Raw genomic sequence first — 17,513 nt, 5'->3', positions numbered from 1 at the left:
TGTAGAGACAAGGATGGCAAAGCTCCTAACTAAATCAAAGTTCAAAATGGCTTTAGAATGCCCAACTAAGCTCTGGTATTATGATCGACCTGATGAATATACAAATAAACTGGATGAAGACTCTTTTCTAAAAGCATTGGCTGAAGGCGGCGCTCAAGTAGAAGCATTGGCAAGATGTTATTTTCCAGATGGTATATCAATTGAGGCCTCCAGTACAAAGGAGGCACTAGACAAAACTCAAGAGTTAATTCAAAGGGATTCGATAACCCTATTTGAAGCCTCGTTTCAATATCAAAACTATTTCCTACGTGCTGATATCCTGCAGAAAAGACAAGGCCATATCAAAATAATTGAAGTTAAAGCAAAATCCATCAGCAAAAAAGATGAAACAAAGATGACCACTAAAAAATGGCGATCATATATTGCTGATATCGCTTTTCAAAAGTGGGTGCTAGAACAACTTTATCCTTCCTTCACCATAAGTAGTTATTTAATGCTTGTCGATAAAGATACTATTTGCCCGACTGATAGCTTAAATCAAAAGTTTCTAGTTCAAAAAGATAGCAACGGCAAAGCTATTGTCACATTAACCTCACCGATAACTGAAGAAGATTTGTCTGTGAAAATCCTAAAAGAAGTTAATGTTGATGATCATATAAATGTACTTTGGCAAGAAACAAATGACGAAGGACAAACCGTAAAAGATCAATTTCACCACTTCAGCAAAATATATTTGAGTGGACAGAAGTTTCCGCCTAAAGCAAAAGGCGAATGCAGTGATTGCCAATTTAATACACATGAATCCGACGGGCTCTTATCTGGTTTTAAAGAATGCTGGAGTGAAGCATTAGGGTACAAAGAATCAGATTTTAATGACCCTACCATTCTCAATTTATGGGATTGCCGGGACAAACCGAAATACTTTCAGCAAGGACTGATCAAACTAAAGGACATTGACGAAACAGAATTCACAATAAAAGAATCAGATAAATCGGGTCTTTCCAGAACAAAAAGGCAATGGCTTCAGATAGAAAAAGTTAAAACTCAAGATAATAGTGTCTGGATTGATAAAGAAAACCTAAAAGCGGAAATGGACTCATGGCGATACCCCTACCACTTTATAGACTTTGAAACAGCTATGTTGCCAATTCCTTTTAATAAGGGTGCGCGTCCTTATCAAGGCATCGCCTTTCAATTCTCACATCATACACTTAATGAAAACGGTCAAGTTTCTCATGTTGGTCAGTATCTTAATTCTGAGCCTGGAGTTGATCCAAGCATCGAATTTGTTCGCCATCTGAAAAAGGAATTAGAAAATGATGACGGGACAATATTTAGATATAGTAGCCATGAAAATACCTATCTAAATTTTATTCGTGAATATTTAGAGCAAATGATTGAGCCACCCAATGACAAAGAAGATTTATGCTCTTTTATTTTTTCCATAACAAGATCACCTTCTAAAAGTAAAGTAAAATGGGAAGGACCACGGTGCATGGTTGATATCTTGGAGTTAGTCAAACGTTTTCATTATGACCCCCTTACCAATGGGTCTAACTCAATTAAACAGGTGTTCCCAGCTATTTTAAATCGCTCAGATTTCCTTCAAGAAAAATATAGCCACCCAATCTATGGAGCCGTAAATGGAATTCAAAGCCATAACTTTATAAATCAATGCTGGATAGTTAAAGAAAATAATCGAATAAAAGATCCCTATCATTTGTTACCACCAATTAATAAAGATATCTCTGATGAAGGTGCTCAACTTCTATTTGATAGCGAAGACTTAAAAGAGGGTGGTGCCGCAACAATAGCTTATGCAAAGTTACAGTTCACCAATATGAGCAATTCCGAACGTGAAGAACTTAGAAACGCTCTATTGAGATACTGCGAATTAGATACTTTGGCCATGGTTATGATTATTGAGGCATGGCTACATATCCTTCAAACTTAAATACTCATTACATATGTTGCATAAATGATCTGTATTCTTAATATTCACTTAAATTAAATAATTGATAACTTAATCTCCAAAAAACTAAAATATCCTTGCGAGAGATTTGCGTGTTTGAGTACGACACTGTTAAAATGCCCCTCAATGGCTAAAGCCTGATTTTTTAAAAAAATTTAACAAATTAATTGGAGTTTTTCTCTACACTTTTTCAATAATTTTTTGAGGAAAATCACTTTTACTTACCTTGAAATTTAAAATACCATCCGAACCTGTGATACTATACATTTTATTTTTTCCTCGTGAGACAGCAATCCATTCTACTTCTTTATGTTCATTATCTAAAATGGTCTTTAAAGAATTCCAATCTAAAGCTACAATACCATCTTTGTGACAAACTAAGATGATAAAAACATCATTATAATTATTTTTTAAATTTTCAATCTCCTCTTGGTGAGCTCTTAAAAATGTAAATCTCCAGGGGGTTAGCCTCTTCGCGCAATATTTAATATATATACCAATCTTATTATTGATTACATATGAAGCATTTGATTTTGGGTTAAACTTTTCAAAAAAAATTGGCTCTATCATAGAACTAATTAATTGCACCAAAACTACTCCATGCTGTAGCTCGTAATCCTTTATCATTTTCGTACTCTTTTAGTTAAAAATTTGACATTTACCTCTCTATATTTGTAATAAAGTCTCGCCCTGCCATTTGGAATATAAAATATTTTAATGTGATGTATTGCCTCAGGAAATCTATTGTAATCACTACCACTAAATATCCCCCCAGTTGAACGTGTTATCGTATTAGGATCAACATCTCTTTTCTCAACTGAACTTGAATTATGTATAGCTATATCTTTCTCACTATTTCTTATAGAATTTTTAATAAATTCGATCACGCATAAAGGAAAAGCATTTTCTCCAATTAATTCATGTAATTGATTTAAAATTTCAAGTTTTGGATTTAACGACTCGTTTATTATTTGATCAGCCATTGCGTCATAATTAAACAATCCAAAAATCATTGAATCATCATGTAGCATTATGGTCTTTCCATCTATACTAGATTTTGCAACGGGTGTTACTCTGTTATCCTCAAGCCAAACAGGAGCTCCCTTGTTATTTCTTATAAGATCAAGAGATAATCTGTGATACATAAAGCATTTATGCCAATCAGCATAAAGCTTTTTGGGAATATATAATTCAAAATAATCTAGATAATTACCTCTATATCCGAACATTCTCGCTCGTTGAATGTAAGTATCTTGCTGAATTTTATGCTTCGCATCTCGTGCAAAAAACATTGTTAACAAATTTTCAAACGTTACTCCCCTGGAAACTATATTTCCTCCTATTGCAAAGGTATATAAGGCAGACGGACTAGTCGCTCCTTTCACACTTTCTTTATCATGTTCACTATTTATAACTATTACTTGTGATTTATTTATATTATTCAATATATATTGAACAATATTATTAGCTTGTTGTTCATCATTAAATTTCTTTACACATAAATCCCAAATTTCATTATAATATCTTTGATACATCCTATGTTCGCTATGAGCCAAAATATCGAGTGTCTTCTCTACATTTTTTTGGTCAATTTCATGATCATATTTTTTACCGCTAGTATGTATTAACATACTATAATTGACTTCAGCTCCATTCTTATTCGAGTTTAGATAAGAATTATTAATAAGAAAATTAAAAATTGCTTCATTTAAGAATTTCTTACTATCATTTTCATCCGGGAGCATTTTAACTAAGGAGGAACTTTCATAATTAGGAGGAAAAAACCAATCTTGTCCATGATAACTAGCTGGAGGATTGAAATAGATCCATTTTGTATTGTCGTTTTTAAAAGTGTTATTCAAGTCCAATCTTGCAGGTGTTGCAGTGACTCCAATATAAATACCATCTTCACCAATTAATTTTTCTACTAGCTCATTAATTTTTGTTTTTTCATTGAAATTAATTTTAGAGTTTGGACTAGCATAATCCGCTTCATCTGATCTTGCCTAGAAAAAACGGACACCTAACTAAGCTACCATTTTAACTTCAAATAACTCAGGGGATTTATACCCGATCATTGAGTGAAGTCGTTTACGATTGTAGTATATTTCGATGTATTCAAACACATGATTTTTGGCAATTGCACGTGTTACAAATTTCTCCCCATGAATCGCTTCTACTTTGAAACTATGATTCCAGCTTTCCATAGCAGCGTTATCATAGCAATCACCACGCTTACTCATGCTGCACACAATACCATGCTGTGTTAAAAGTTGTTGATACTCGTAAGAGCAATATTGGCTTCCCCTGTCTGAATGCAGAACAAGTCCTTTAGTTGGTTTTCGACTCCATATAGCCATTTGAAGAGCATCAATTACTAATTGCTTTGTCATTCGTTCAGAAAGAGCCCATCCAACGACCTTGCGGGAATACAAATCCATAACAACTGCAAGGTAAAGCCATCCTTCCTCAGTCCAAACATAGGTGATGTCGCTCACCCATTTTTCATTAGGTTGATGTGCCAAGAAATTTTGCTGCAATAAATTCGGCGCGACAGGTAGTTGATGGCTACTATTGGTTGTCGCTTTAAATTTCTTCGCCGCACGTGCACGCCAGCCATTTGAACGCATGATTTTAGCCACTCGATGCCTACTCACTGGCTCGCCTTCATTGTTTAATCGTTTAGCAATCCTGACGGCTCCAGCGCGTGATTTTTCCTCATCAAAAATAGCTTTAATTTTTTTAGCTAATACTTGATTAGTTATGTCGCGACGGGAGGGTTTTCGTTCCCGCCAATCATAATATCCGCTGACCGATACAGAAAGTAGGCGACACATTAAACGAAGGGAAAATTGACCTGAATGCTCCTTAATCGTGGCGTACCTCACTTTGATTCCTTCGCGAAGTACGCAGCCGCCTTTTTTAGAAACGCATTTTCTTCTGTTAACAGTGCATTTTCCCGCTTCAAACGAGCCATTTCTGCTTGCTGTAGCTTTTGATTCTCAAGAGAGTCCCCACCTTTTTTCTGTTGGGCTTTCCAGGAGTAGAGTAAGGGTTCTGATAGACCAAGATCTTTTGCCACCTGACGAACTCCATCTTGCGCTATTCGTTCAAGGGCCTGATCTTTAAATTGGGGACTATATTTTTTTCTGGCTAACTGCTTTTCTGGTTTATTATTATTCATTATTCACCTCTGCTTTTGATTTTACTCTCTTAGCAGGGTGTCCGACAATTCAGGGCAAGATCAATCATCTATAATAATTTTTTCATGAAAATCATCTATTATAGTAATCAACTTTTGTAAATCTCTAGAGTTTTTTTTCGAAAATATTATTCTCTCACTATTTTGGATGTTAATCGTTTGATTAATTATATCGCTATATAACTTAGGCGTAAAGTCTATGTTTGATCGTTTAAATCTATCAAGATTTTGATTTAACAATTGAATATTATCATTTAGCAAAATTATTATAATTTTTTTGCCAAAATCTAATAATCTTGCAGTTAATGCAATCATCATTTCAGTTTTTCCGCTTTGTGGCTCTCCATAAATCACAAATGAACGACACCCAGACTCTATATTTTTAATAGAATCCTCTATTGCTTCTGTAATATTAGCAACATGACTAATTGTTTTACTTATTCTATCAATTTGATGCTTATATCGATCGCTTTTGGATTTTTTTTCTAAAATCAACGGATCAAACGGCATATAAAGTCCCTATAAACTCCTCCTTGATACTCATCAATTATAGCATATGAAAAATACTGAACTAATGTAGGGGCGGATTATGGAACGAAAAAAAAGAGATTAAAAAGAGCTATTCTTCTAAGGATTAAGAGGAGAATAGGGTGTCTAAAAAACGAAACTACTGTACTGTATCAAAAAATCAAAGATTGCACTTGTAGCAATTGAAGACAAATTGCACAGCACTCAACTGACTAGCGAGTATGCCGTTACAGGCTATTTCAGATGTTTTTTCCGAAGCGTACATCAGAAGCTAACTCTTTGCGACAAAACCACTTTTTCCCATGGCGTCACAAATAGTCATTTTATAAAAATCGCATGACTTTTCCTGTAAAATTCCCATAGAACTACTAAAATAACCTTGCGTGAGATTTGCGTGTTTGAGTACGACACTATTATACTCTGTACGACATTTGTAGTGGTATCCCGTTGCAAATTATTAATTTAAAATCAACAAGTTATTTTAAAAGATCAGGGCTCATAATCCGTTGGTCCTAGGTTCAAGTCCTAGTGGGCCCACCAATAGAATCAAGTAGTTACGAAAGACCCCTCTCAAAAACGAGGCCCCATGGGGCACTGATGGGGCAGTTGAAAATATCAAGTCACCACACATATCAATAAATAACAACTATACTTTACCTAATATCTGACATATGCGGCTCAACAATGAACTCAGACACTGGCATAAACTATGGTGCATCATCTCCTAACATGAACAGTGAAATACAAAAGTTCATAAATGCTGTCAATGAGGTTGCAAACGAGATATTACGTAAACATAACATTGACATAACACCAGCAGATATATGCTTAGAAATAATGGATTATGAAAATCATTCCTGGTACAGCTATGCTTTCTTAATTAACCGTGATGTAGAAACGGTTTTCAAATTGAATTGTGAATTTGCTGAATATTTTGAATCAAGGAGTTTGTCTAAATACAAAGGCAGCCAGAAAGTAACTTTTATGTTTGAATTTAAGGAAGAAAAAAATGCCTATCCAACCCAACGATCTCTTACTTCTTTCTAAAAGCCTATTGAACAATGCCCATGAAGAAGCAGAATTTAGGACATGCTCAAATCGTTCTTATTATGCATGCTACCAAGAAGGCTGTAGAATCGCGCCCAAAGCCACCGGATATAAACCTCCATCACAAAATAAAAATATAGGACATACTGACCTACATACACTTTTAAGTAATCATGAAAACCAAACTCCACCAAATCATAGAAGCCAAGAAGATAAGGCCATAATATACATTGGTGTTCTCATGAAGCAATGTTTTAATTTAAGAGTTAAAGCAGATTACAGGTTCAATGATACTTTCCGATACAATCAAGCCCAGATGGCAAACCTATTAGCAGACCAAATTATTAAGCAGGCAAAACTCATTCCATAATAGTATGTTGAAAACGAGAAAAACGAGAGAGTGCCCTATTCACCATCTTGGTTTTTCTTCTGCTTTTCCTTATAAAGTTTACATAGCCAATCTTTACATAACTCTATAATAGAATTAATTATTTTAGTAGCAACTATTCCCAAAAATCCTAAAAACAATATGGGCCTCTCAGGAATATAGCTAAAAAATGATCTTTCCCTTATATTTTTTATTTGCTGCCTTTTCTTCGCTTTTATGGATTGAAGTGTTAACCCAATATCCTGTTGTGCAAAGTGTGGCGAAGCGGACATCATTGCATGTTCAAGTTCAACTTGTAAATTTGTATTGTATTTCTGGTCATATTCTTTAAATAATTCAGGTTTTAATTGATCTGTAGGCTTGTTTGTCTGCTTTACCAAATAAGCTAGTTGCTCCTCAAGCTGTATTATTATTTCTTGGGCTTGCTGCTTATTTCGAGAATAAGCGTGAACAATATACTGATACGTAATGGATAAGAAGAACCATACAATAATGAGGCACAGAAAGTAAAACCCTTATAACTTTAAACGTTCAAGCATTTTATCATCCCTAATAATAAGTTTGTTTGTATTATTTTAGATCAATATTTTAATAAATTTAATTTCAAGTGCCCCTAAAGTGTCCCACAAAAGCCACATATACATATTTAACACATATATATCAATTGGTTGTAATGTAATTTCATCGGATTACATATCCCTTGGTCCTAGATTCAAGTCCTCGTGGGTCAACCAATTAAAACAATTTAATATCTTCTACCCATTGAAACCTGCTTCAGGATTTCTTCGGGGCCTACGTTTAATAAAAATAATTGTGCCCAATGCTTATGATTAAACAAAATTATTTCACTTCAATCATTTTCCAAGCAAAATACATAATTTTATTCTTTGGCTCATTATGCTTAACTAACATTTCATTTTAGATTAAATAAACTTTGAGGTTTGGGGCTGGGATATCTAACAGAAGTTTGGGAGTCACAGTTTGATATTCGTTTTAATTGCAAATCTGCTCAAAAATTATTCTGGAATTTTTATTATAGCAAATATGATTTAAAGGAATTATCGAGTTATTAGAGGTAACCCCTTCTGTTTAAATCAGGTTCTCAATGAAAAGAATACTTATCCGAAACAGTGACTTCAAAAATTATGGTATTTTTCCAGGTAATTAAGATGAATAAAATACTTATTTACGTGAACAATTCTTTCGCGTAAGCCCAGAGGAAAGGCTAAATAATGCATAGTAGCTCAAACTTAAGCTACTATGCCTAAAACGGTAAATTTATCAATTGAATGATGTTTGTAAATCATATAGCCTATCTTTATTTCGAGAGAATTAAAATCGTGTTTGTTCATCGATATGAACTAAATTACGAGAAAATGATTTAATTCCTTTCACATTTCGGAGGTCAGCTCCACGAAAATCCACATTTATCAGCTCTGTATTAGTAAAATCAGCTCCCTGCAAATTTGAATTCTTAAAAGAGGCGTTGCAAAGCATGTTCCCAGCCAAATTAGTAAAAGATGCATTTTTTAGGCTTGAGTTGAGGAATAAAGGCCCTATTAAATTAGCACTATCAAATTTCGCATAATCAAGATTAGTACTATAAAACTTTGTTTCACGTGCATAACAATAAGAAAAATCTGTAAAACGTGCATCACAAAAAGAGAAGTCAGCTCCCATAAGATCACCTTTTTTATCTTCTGATGAAAAGGAACTATATCTACAATCAACTTCATGGAATATAGCATTTCTCAAATTATCCAAGGCAAAATTACAATACAATAACCGACTGTTATAGAGATATAACCATCCTAGTTTTGATTTAAAAAAACTTTTTTTCATTTTTTCCCTGAAAGCAACCTCAATCGTATCCATTGAATTAAAATCTGGTAATGTCCAGGGCGTTGTAAATGAAACTCCAAACATATTTAAATTTTTTAATTCATAACGATTAAATTCTATTTGCCGTATTTTTAAGTAGTGGCTTAATAAGTCGATCCTGTTTTTGAAGTGATAATCAGCTCTCATTAAATATGAATACCATCTTAAACTAACAGGATCTTCAACTGCTAACAACTCAGAAGAGAGTAAATCATAATTTTCAAAGGCAATATCTATATTATCAAATATATTTTGAAGATGTTTTTTATAACCCTCCCATGAGGTTTTGCCTTTTGAATGATGATTCAGCTGGGTAGATATTCTTTCTAACAGTTCACGGTGAGAGGTAATTTCCCTCCAGTTCTCATCGACATTAAATATCTGCGATAATGAGTTGTATATATTATTTGATTTCAGATCAGAATTATCTCTAAGTGAAAAAGAGATTTCTTTTAATGGGTTCAAAAATGATTTGATTGAATTCATCGTTATTTTCCTTAAACAAATATCGCCAAGAATTTGCTCGCTAATTCTGACAATTTGAATAAGAAAAAAAGTAACTTAATGAAGATATAACTTACTGGGATTGGCTTATGCGAGCATGCGGGTGTCAGTAAGACCACTCATGAATTAAATGCTAATAATGTTTAGAGTTTTTGTCAAGCGAAGTGTAGCCCTTTCATCGCTAACGCATACTTTGACTAGTTCACATCCCTCAGTGTATGACATCGCAAACTCGTTTTACTCTTGTTTTAGGGCTAAAAAAATCAGGAGATTTAATTTACTAACCATTATCAAATGGGTAGTAAATTAATTTTTAAAAATAAGTTTACATTCAAAAGCCCATTTTTCCTATTGGTTTTAATTCATTTTTATAAGCCATAAACCAGGTGTTTAAAAATGGTACTACCACGAAAAATAGATTAAGCTGTAATTAATTGGAGATGGTTATAGTTTCTTAAAAACTAACATGTCTTATACTGCATCACTCTTTTCTATTTTTAGCTTCCTCATAACGTCACTATTATTTCTTTTTCCAACAACAATCACTGTTACAATTAATTTGTTATCATTTACTTGATAAACTAACCAATAACCAAATTGCCATAATTTATCTTATAGTAATCTTTTAGTGCACCACATAGAATCGCCGGAACAACATGTGGACTTTCAAAACATCGCTATTACTCGTTTGATATTTGATTTAATAGAATGGGTCATATGACCCATTCTATTTGCTATAGTTTTAGTTGAAGGACAAAAGATCTTCTTGTTCATTCCTATGCTGAACCTCTTCTGTAACTTCTTTTTTCGCAGAATGCAAAGGTGATTTCCCTTGATAAGGAACCGAGTCAGCAGTGGGTGAATTAGTTGCTGAAGAACGATTAACACCTAAGTCGTCTATTAAGCTTCTTGTAGAATCTGGAGCCTCCTCTCTTGGTGCTTCTATCGTACGGTCTGCATAATAAGGATAAAAGAATTTGCCGGCACACCATGATACAATAGGTTTCGTAGCAGCATACCATAGTGTAGCTAGGGCAGCGCCAACTACAGGAGAAAATGCTACGAGACTTAATGCCCCCAACGTGTCCACAATCGCTGTTAATAACGAAATCGCTGCTAAGCTACCTGTAAAATACAATAAGTTTGCCCCTGAAAAAGCAATCAATGTCCACTTAAAGGCTTGACCTACTAAAGGATAAATTTTAAATAATCTTTTAAACCACGCAAAAAGCCCTTTTTCCGGTTGAATGCTTAAAGAAACGGGTTCTTGGGAAGTATCACCGACCAAAGCTTTATGACGGCTATTTAAATATTTGGCTCCAGGAGTTGCAGTAATTACCATTCCTCGAGATGTATGGGCCTCTCTGGATAGGGTTTGCTTTACATAAGCTAACTCTTTTTGATAAAGACTAAGATAGGCTAGCTTCATGGCCTCAGTATCAGTGTAATCTCTATCTGTTTTAAGTTGTGTACCATTTTTTGCTAAAAACTCTTCTACACGAAGCCTTACGAGTTTTGAAGAAGAATGAAATATTTGCTCAGCCTGCGCATGACAACCGTTCACTACTTCCTCTTCAACTTCCGTCTCAGGAGGATAAGAAACTAATAACGGAGCGTGGCATGCAATAGCAGGAAGCGGAATATGTGGATATAAGGCCAATACTTTTCTTAACGGTTTACAATCGCTTAAGTCCATTGTTTTATTTGCTAAACTTATCTCAAATGGATCAAGGCTAGAAGTAGTAATAAAATTACCAGGGACTGGATCGAGTAAAGCTAAATTAATAGCAAGTTTTTCTTTATCAATACTACTCAGTTGTTTGGCAAGCAATAGTGCTGCGATGGCCCCGCGGCTATGACCATAAACGTTTAGGGTTACTTGGTGGCCAGCATTTATCTCTTGTATAACGCGCTCAATAACCTTATCGCATTGCTCATCGAGGCCAGAACCAAAAATGATGCCATTAAATCCATAATCGACGCCACAGCCATTAAATCCCATCTTAATTTGAGATTCGCTTTCCTCTGTCCTTGCATGTAGAGAGCTAGCTAAAAAATGGCTTTCATTGATCCGAAATCCTGTACCACTAAAATACACTGAAATTGTTTTATTCACCAGGAAGCCTCGTGTTTAAAAAATAGGCAAATAATAAGGTTTTTTGTCTTAAATGTAAACTGTCCTTTGTTAAACGCTCAGAGGAGATTATTTCTTAATGATGCAGCAATGGCTTTTCTTTAACTAAGCTTAGAGTTACATTTTTCCCCATCATTTGTTAAATAATTGCATAGGGGTTTGTTAGCTCAAAACGACCAGGCCTACTGAAAAATTCCATTGCCCAACCTATACTAAACTTTCTTATATTTCGATTATAAGTTGCGAACATGAGATGAGATAAGGAGAAACTTATGAAGTTTAAAAAAGGAGATCATGTAACCTGGAATTCAGAGGCTGGACGTGTTAGCGGGACTATTATTGCTGTTCATACCTCAGATTTTGATTATAAAGGACATACTCATCATGCGACTGAGGAAGAGCCTCAATATGAAATAAAGAGTGATAAAACTGATCATATTGCAGCCCACAAAGGTTCAGCGCTTAGTCTTTGTAGATGAATCTAGTCGTGGCTAATCCGTTTTACACAATCGGGCATTCAACTCGTTTGCTTGAGGATTTTGTTGCCCTTTTAAAAAATGAACACATTGAATTGGTTGTTGATATTCGAACCATTCCTAGGTCCCGAAGTAATCCCCAATATGAGCAAGAAAATCTTCTTCGTGAGTTAGAGGCTGTACGTCTAGATTATCTTCATCTCAGTCAACTTGGGGGACTTAGGAGTAAGAGTAAAACAATAGCGCCCGAAATTAATAGTTTATGGAAAAATACGAGCTTCCATAACTACGCAGACTACGCCCTTTCAGAGGAATTCAAGCAAGGTTTGAACGAGCTCATTTGCCTAGGTCATAAACAGCGCACGGTAATCATGTGTGCAGAATCAGTGTGGTGGCGCTGTCATCGCCGAATTGTAGCCGATTATCTTTTAGCGCATAATGAAATAGTGTTTCATTTAATGGGACCTAATCGAAAAGAACTCGCCCAACTGACAAAGGGAGCTATTGTTTTGGCAAATGCGACTGTCATCTACAAGGGACAGTAATAGGTAGAAACTTTTATCCTACATCCATTAAGCCTATCCGCACTGTATTTCTCTTGAGGAATCGCTACATTGCCGAAAAATCATGATTATGCCAGGCACACCAAACTGCCCTTTTTTATTCAGGATTTCCTTAGCCTTGTTCGTAGTTTCCCCGAAATTTTAATTCTGCATAAACTTTTGTCATAGACTAAACTAAGTTATACGGCGTACCTCTAAGAGGATACAGTTTATCTTGAAGGCATTAGCTCTTCAGATTAAGTATTGCTAAGGAGTGTATTATTATGGATGAGCAGCTGATTATTAAAAAGGAAGTATCTGCATCGATACCCTCAAAATACGGTTCATTTACACTTTCATTGTTTACTACCAATCACGATGAAAAAGAGCATATGCTCATTGCTTTTGGGGCAGTAGAGCAGAGTGAGGATGTTCTGGTACGCATTCATTCCGAGTGCATGACCGGGGATACTTTAGGTTCACTTCGTTGTGATTGTGGTGAGCAATTGCAAATGAGTATGAGTCAAATTGCCATAGAAGGTAAAGGGCTCATTATTTATCTAAGGCAAGAGGGACGAGGAATTGGATTAATTGAAAAACTTAAGTCTTATAATTTACAAGATCAAGGAAAAGATACTGTTGACGCTAATTTGGCTTTAGGGCATACAGAAGATGCGCGAACTTATGAGGTAGCGGCTCATATCCTGCAAGAATTAAAAATAAAATCAATCCGCCTGCTTACCAATAACCCATCAAAGATGGAAGCATTAGCGCAATATAACGTAAATATTACTTCAAGAATTCCGCTGAAAGGCGTGATTCATTCTCACAATGCTTTTTATCTACTAACCAAGCAACAAAAAATGAATCATGTCTTTGAAGAACACGAGTTAAAAGAACTTTATGAAAAATGTTCTTCTTTTTTAAAACCGAAAAAACCTGTAGTTACACTAGCCTATGCTCAAAGTCTTGACGGTTCTATTTCAGGTCATAGCAAAAAAAGACTGATGTTGAGTTCTAAAGAATCTCTTATTATGACTCATAAATTACGGGCAGAAAATGATGCCATTTTAGTAGGAATCGGCACCATTATTGCGGATAACCCCTTATTAACCGTACGTTATTATCCAGGGGACAATCCGCAAATTGTTATTTTAGACAGTAAACTTCGCATTCCCTTGTCTTCACAAGTCTTAAAAAATACCCAACCGCCAATTATTTTTACTACCAACCAAGCCGATCCTGAAAAACAAAAAATACTTCTAGAAATGGGTATCCAAATCATTGAAGTAGAAAAAACAGCACAGGATCAGGTGAATATAAAGCAAGCCTTAGAAAAGCTATCTCTTATGGGCATTAAAAGCTTAATGGTGGAAGGTGGGCGAAATATTATTACTCATTTTATTAACGAAGGACATGTAGATAAAGTCATTATCACCATGGCCCCTATTTTTGTAGGCGGCGTTTCTGTTTTGTCCCAGGAAACAAAGGAAAGAGACGTATTTCCGCAATTAAAGAATATCTTACAATATAAGTTAGGCAAAGACATTATTATCATGGCAGATATAGAAAGGAATCTAAATTGAAAAATTATGTTCTTTATTTTAATAGCCCGAATGAAGTTACCGTGATGGAGGAGCCCATCCCTACTCCTAAAAGCGATGAGCTTCTAATTCAAAATGTATTTTCAGGTATTAGTGCAGGGACTGAGTTAATGCTTTATCGCGGCTTAATGCCTGACAATATGGAACTTGATTCTAATATTGCTTCGCTGCGAAAAAAGCTTACTTATCCGTTCAAATATGGATATTGCTCTGTAGGCAGAATTGTTGAAACGGGAAGTGAACGGTTAAAGGACCTATTAAATCAATGGGTATTTGTATTTAATCCACACGAAAGTTATTTTTGTGTGAAAAAAAAGGATATTTTATTATTACCTCCTAATATTACTCCACATGATGCTTTATTTTTACCTAATTTAGAAACAGCTTTAAATTTCATTTTAGATAGCTCGCCCTTGATTGGCGAAAATGTTCTTATCTTAGGTCTGGGAATTGTGGGTCTGTTGACTACTGCATTACTAGAACAATTTCCTCTCTCGCTCATTATTGGCGTAGATGGATATGAGAAAAGGAGAAATTTAGGTAGGACGCTGGGTGTACATACTACTTTTGACCCCAACCAACCCGATTTTCATGAGCAATTAACCGATTTTCTCGGTAGTTTAATTCACCCTCATTTAGATCTGGTTTATGAACTGACCGGTAACCCAGCAGCACTTAATTCTGCTATAGAACTGATTGGTTATGAAGGACGTATTGTGATTGGCTCCTGGTATGGCAAAAAATCTTGCCCTATTGATTTAGGGGGAAGATTTCATCGCAATAGAATTAAACTTACAGCCAGTCAAGTCAGTACAATTGCCTCAGAACTTCAAGGAAGATGGGATAAAAAAAGACGATTAAGCGTGGTTTTAAAGATGTTAAATAAAATACAGCCCTCTCGTTTTGTGAGCCATCAATTTCATATAACTCAAGCCCATAAAGCTTATCAATTATTAAATACTCACCCAGAAGAAGCTTTATTGGTTTCTTTAACCTATTAAGGGAGTAGCCATGCATAGTTTAATTTTTCAAAAAAAATTTATCGCACAGCATTTTCTCTTTGGCAAAGATTTTGGACCGGAAAATAAAGTGCATTCTCACCATTATACTTTTGAATTAGAAATAGAAAATGCGCTTTTGGATAGTTATAATTTTCTTATTGATATTGTCGACGTTCAATCACATATCGATCACATAATTCATCTTTTCCAAGATAAAATCCTGAATGAGATTCCGGAGTTTCTCAATCAGAATCCTAGCCTCGAGTTTTTTTCTAAAGTTCTTTGGAAAAAATTTAAGGAGCATTTACCATGCCCCGAAAACAGCCTGCTAACCATTAGGTTATGGGAAGATAATATTGCTCAAGCCACTTATCGAGAAGTTCCATGAAAATTGGGCTGATTATTTATGGCTCTTTAAATACGATAACCGGTGGCTACATATACGATCATATATTGGTCAATTATTTACGTACTCAAGGAGTTATAGTTCGCGTTTTTTCACAAGAAAAGAGAACTTCTTGGGAGGTGTTTAAAAACAATTTCTCTCAAAAAATGGTTCAGGATATTTTAGCCTTTGCGCCAGATCTTCTTTTAGAGGACGAATTGAATTTTGCCTCATTATTTATTCTAAATAAGCGGCTCAAAAAAAGAGGATTTCCCATTATAAGCATTATCCATCTGTTACAGGCTCAGATAGAAAAAAATTATTTCATTCGCTTTATCACTAAAAAAATAGAATATTGGTATCTTAACTCAGTAGACGGTTATATTTTTAATAGTTTAGCTACCCAAAAATCCATTGAGGCGCTTATTGGGAAAAAAGATAACCATTTAGTGGCGTATCCCGGGAAAGACCGTGTTCGCATAGACCAAGTTAAATCCTTTTCCAGTTCATACGAAAATAAGCCCTTGCAGATTATTTTTATGGGTAATTTATTTTATAACAAAGGCTTACATGTACTCTTAAAAGCAGTTGCATCACTAGAAAAAACTCAATGGCGCCTTTCAGTGATTGGCGGGATGGATTGTGACCTAAAATACACCCAAGAAATACAGCAACTAATTCATAATTTAAAAATTAAAAGTAATGTTACATTTCATGGATACCTTCAGCCGAGCTCTTTAAAAGATATATTAAAAGAACACGACCTCCTTGCAGTTCCCTCTTATTATGAAAGTTATGGTATTGTTTATGCGGAAGCTATGGGAGCAGGCTTACCAATCATTGCCTCTAGTGCAGGGGGGGCCTGCGAGATAGTAAAGCATGAAATGAATGGATTCTTAATTGCTCCTGGAGATAGCGAGGCTCTTAAAAACTGTATTTACAAGTTTATAAATAATCGCCTGCTACTTACTGAAATGGGCTTAGCCTCTCTTAATTTCTATAAGGATTTACCAACTTGGGAGCAGAGCATGAAAAAAATCTATTTATTTTTGCATCAAAATATAAAATCGTCTCCATAACGGCATTGTCATCCCTGTTATTTCCAATAGTCTAATAAGGGCCCCTGAAGGCCAAAAATCGGATCAGAATCAGGCCGTGGAACTTTTTTAATATGTATGTCAACGGTTGGATGCTCTTCTGCCTTACCGTAGTTCATATCCGGTTTATGGCCCTCAGGATAAGAACCTACGCATTTAAAATCATCCGAGGAAGTAATGCTCTTATGGGATACACCTGCAGGAATAACAATTACATCTCCTTTATCAAGAGTATATAAAGTCCCTTCATTGCCACCGATTTGTACTTTACAAGTTCCCTCCATAATAACCAAGGCCTCATGAGTAGTACTATGATAATGATCATAATTATAAATTTGATCTACCCCTGAGTTAACCCAATTGTTTTCTTTTAAAAGTTTTTGAATGGTTTGAGCATCGGGATTAGTAAAATGAAATACACGCTTGTAAATCAACAAAGGAAGTTGGGCGTTGTTTGGAAAAAAATCCTTAGGGCATATGATGTCATTAATTATTTCTGTCGGAAACTTAGGGATTAATTTATTCATCTTTAAACTCTATGTATGATTTACAAAAATTTATCATAGCAAAGAAAACTAATTAATGAATCCAAAAGAGGAAAACCATAATAAAATCAGGGAAAAAATAGCTTTATATTAGGTCCAAGAGCCGCCATTTGAAACAGTCCATCGGAATAGGTAGCCTGCAATATGAAGATGCACCATCTTGAAGACAAGCCAAAGACCTGCTGAATGAGGCACGTATTAATTCGT

Annotated in this window: 17 protein-coding genes; 9 read left to right on the top strand and 8 right to left on the bottom strand. The window is 35.1% G+C overall.

Going from position 1 to position 17,513, the window contains the following annotated elements:
* Positions 1-13 precede the first annotated feature (13 nt).
* A complete protein-coding gene (locus BN3124_RS03625; protein WP_058533505.1) occupies positions 14-1,954 on the top strand; it encodes a DUF2779 domain-containing protein in 1,941 nt (646 codons plus the stop codon).
* A gap of 198 nt (positions 1,955-2,152) precedes the next feature.
* Here BN3124_RS03625 and BN3124_RS03620 read toward each other — a convergent pair whose 3' ends face one another.
* The 4 genes from BN3124_RS03620 to BN3124_RS03600 form a co-directional block, all read right to left on the bottom strand.
* Complete coding sequence (locus tag BN3124_RS03620) at positions 2,153-2,599, bottom strand: hypothetical protein (RefSeq protein ID WP_058533504.1); 447 nt, start codon at positions 2,597-2,599, stop codon at positions 2,153-2,155.
* Positions 2,596-3,834, bottom strand: a complete 1,239-nt coding sequence (locus BN3124_RS03615; protein WP_149865195.1) for a Z1 domain-containing protein — start codon at positions 3,832-3,834, stop codon at positions 2,596-2,598. Before BN3124_RS03615 ends, BN3124_RS03620 begins: the two co-directional genes overlap by 4 nt.
* Positions 3,835-3,999: 165 nt before the next feature.
* Positions 4,000-5,156, bottom strand: a protein-coding gene (locus BN3124_RS03610) for an IS3 family transposase (RefSeq protein ID WP_149865194.1) whose coding sequence is annotated in 2 segments (ribosomal slippage) — positions 4,000-4,907 and positions 4,907-5,156 — 1,158 coding nt in all. Because the reading frame shifts where the segments join, the coding sequence is not laid out codon by codon here.
* Between the two features lie 60 nt (positions 5,157-5,216).
* Entirely contained in the window at positions 5,217-5,684 is a 468-nt protein-coding gene (locus tag BN3124_RS03600) for a DEAD/DEAH box helicase family protein (protein WP_058533500.1), read from the bottom strand.
* A gap of 747 nt (positions 5,685-6,431) precedes the next feature.
* Here BN3124_RS03600 and BN3124_RS03595 point away from each other — a divergent pair.
* Both BN3124_RS03595 and BN3124_RS03590 read left to right on the top strand, forming a co-directional pair.
* Positions 6,432-6,749 (top strand): hypothetical protein, encoded by a 318-nt coding sequence (locus tag BN3124_RS03595; protein ID WP_149865193.1) that lies wholly within the window; start codon positions 6,432-6,434, stop codon positions 6,747-6,749.
* Positions 6,712-7,119, top strand: a complete 408-nt coding sequence (locus BN3124_RS03590; RefSeq protein WP_058533498.1) for a hypothetical protein — start codon at positions 6,712-6,714, stop codon at positions 7,117-7,119. The genes BN3124_RS03595 and BN3124_RS03590 overlap by 38 nt, the downstream gene beginning before the upstream one ends.
* A 35-nt stretch (positions 7,120-7,154) precedes the next feature.
* Here the strand turns inward: BN3124_RS03590 and BN3124_RS03585 are convergent, their stop codons facing one another.
* From BN3124_RS03585 to BN3124_RS03575, 3 genes are all read right to left on the bottom strand, one after another.
* The gene (locus tag BN3124_RS03585; RefSeq protein WP_058533497.1) at positions 7,155-7,517 is read right to left on the bottom strand and encodes a hypothetical protein; all 363 of its coding nucleotides are present in this window, start codon (positions 7,515-7,517) and stop codon (positions 7,155-7,157) included.
* A gap of 952 nt (positions 7,518-8,469) precedes the next feature.
* On the bottom strand, positions 8,470-9,504 hold the full coding sequence (locus BN3124_RS03580) for a pentapeptide repeat-containing protein (RefSeq protein WP_058533496.1): 1,035 nt from the start codon (positions 9,502-9,504) through the stop codon (positions 8,470-8,472).
* 760 nt (positions 9,505-10,264) lie between these two features.
* Complete coding sequence (locus BN3124_RS03575) at positions 10,265-11,638, bottom strand: hypothetical protein (protein WP_149865192.1); 1,374 nt, start codon at positions 11,636-11,638, stop codon at positions 10,265-10,267.
* Positions 11,639-11,928: 290 nt separating this feature from the next.
* Here BN3124_RS03575 and BN3124_RS03570 point away from each other — a divergent pair, with 290 nt between their 5' ends.
* The 6 genes from BN3124_RS03570 to BN3124_RS03545 all read left to right on the top strand — a co-directional run bounded on the left by BN3124_RS03570 (position 11,929) and on the right by BN3124_RS03545 (position 16,743).
* Positions 11,929-12,135: a hypervirulence associated TUDOR domain-containing protein gene (locus tag BN3124_RS03570; RefSeq protein ID WP_058533494.1), complete on the top strand. Its 207-nt coding sequence runs from the start codon at positions 11,929-11,931 to the stop codon at positions 12,133-12,135.
* An 8-nt stretch (positions 12,136-12,143) separates the two neighbouring features.
* Positions 12,144-12,677 (top strand): DUF488 domain-containing protein, encoded by a 534-nt coding sequence (locus tag BN3124_RS03565; protein WP_196398893.1) that lies wholly within the window; start codon positions 12,144-12,146, stop codon positions 12,675-12,677.
* Between the two features lie 281 nt (positions 12,678-12,958).
* On the top strand, positions 12,959-14,260 hold the full coding sequence (gene ribA / locus BN3124_RS03560) for a GTP cyclohydrolase II (RefSeq protein ID WP_058533492.1): 1,302 nt from the start codon (positions 12,959-12,961) through the stop codon (positions 14,258-14,260).
* Positions 14,257-15,279, top strand: coding sequence for a zinc-dependent alcohol dehydrogenase (locus BN3124_RS03555; protein WP_058533491.1), 1,023 nt, complete (start codon positions 14,257-14,259; stop codon positions 15,277-15,279). The genes ribA and BN3124_RS03555 overlap by 4 nt, the downstream gene beginning before the upstream one ends.
* 10 nt (positions 15,280-15,289) lie before the next feature.
* Positions 15,290-15,667 (top strand): 6-pyruvoyl trahydropterin synthase family protein, encoded by a 378-nt coding sequence (locus BN3124_RS03550; protein ID WP_058533490.1) that lies wholly within the window; start codon positions 15,290-15,292, stop codon positions 15,665-15,667.
* On the top strand, positions 15,664-16,743 hold the full coding sequence (locus BN3124_RS03545) for a glycosyltransferase family 4 protein (protein WP_058533489.1): 1,080 nt from the start codon (positions 15,664-15,666) through the stop codon (positions 16,741-16,743). Before BN3124_RS03550 ends, BN3124_RS03545 begins: the two co-directional genes overlap by 4 nt.
* A gap of 17 nt (positions 16,744-16,760) precedes the next feature.
* Here the strand turns inward: BN3124_RS03545 and BN3124_RS03540 are convergent, their stop codons facing one another.
* Positions 16,761-17,288, bottom strand: coding sequence for a cupin domain-containing protein (locus BN3124_RS03540; RefSeq protein WP_058533488.1), 528 nt, complete (start codon positions 17,286-17,288; stop codon positions 16,761-16,763).
* Positions 17,289-17,513: the final 225 nt, after the last annotated feature.

This window comes from Legionella saoudiensis, assembly GCF_001465875.1.
In the GTDB taxonomy this organism is placed as follows: domain Bacteria; phylum Pseudomonadota; class Gammaproteobacteria; order Legionellales; family Legionellaceae; genus Legionella; species Legionella saoudiensis.
Note: the sequence above shows the minus strand (reverse complement) of the source record. Positions and strands in the feature narration are given on the sequence as shown.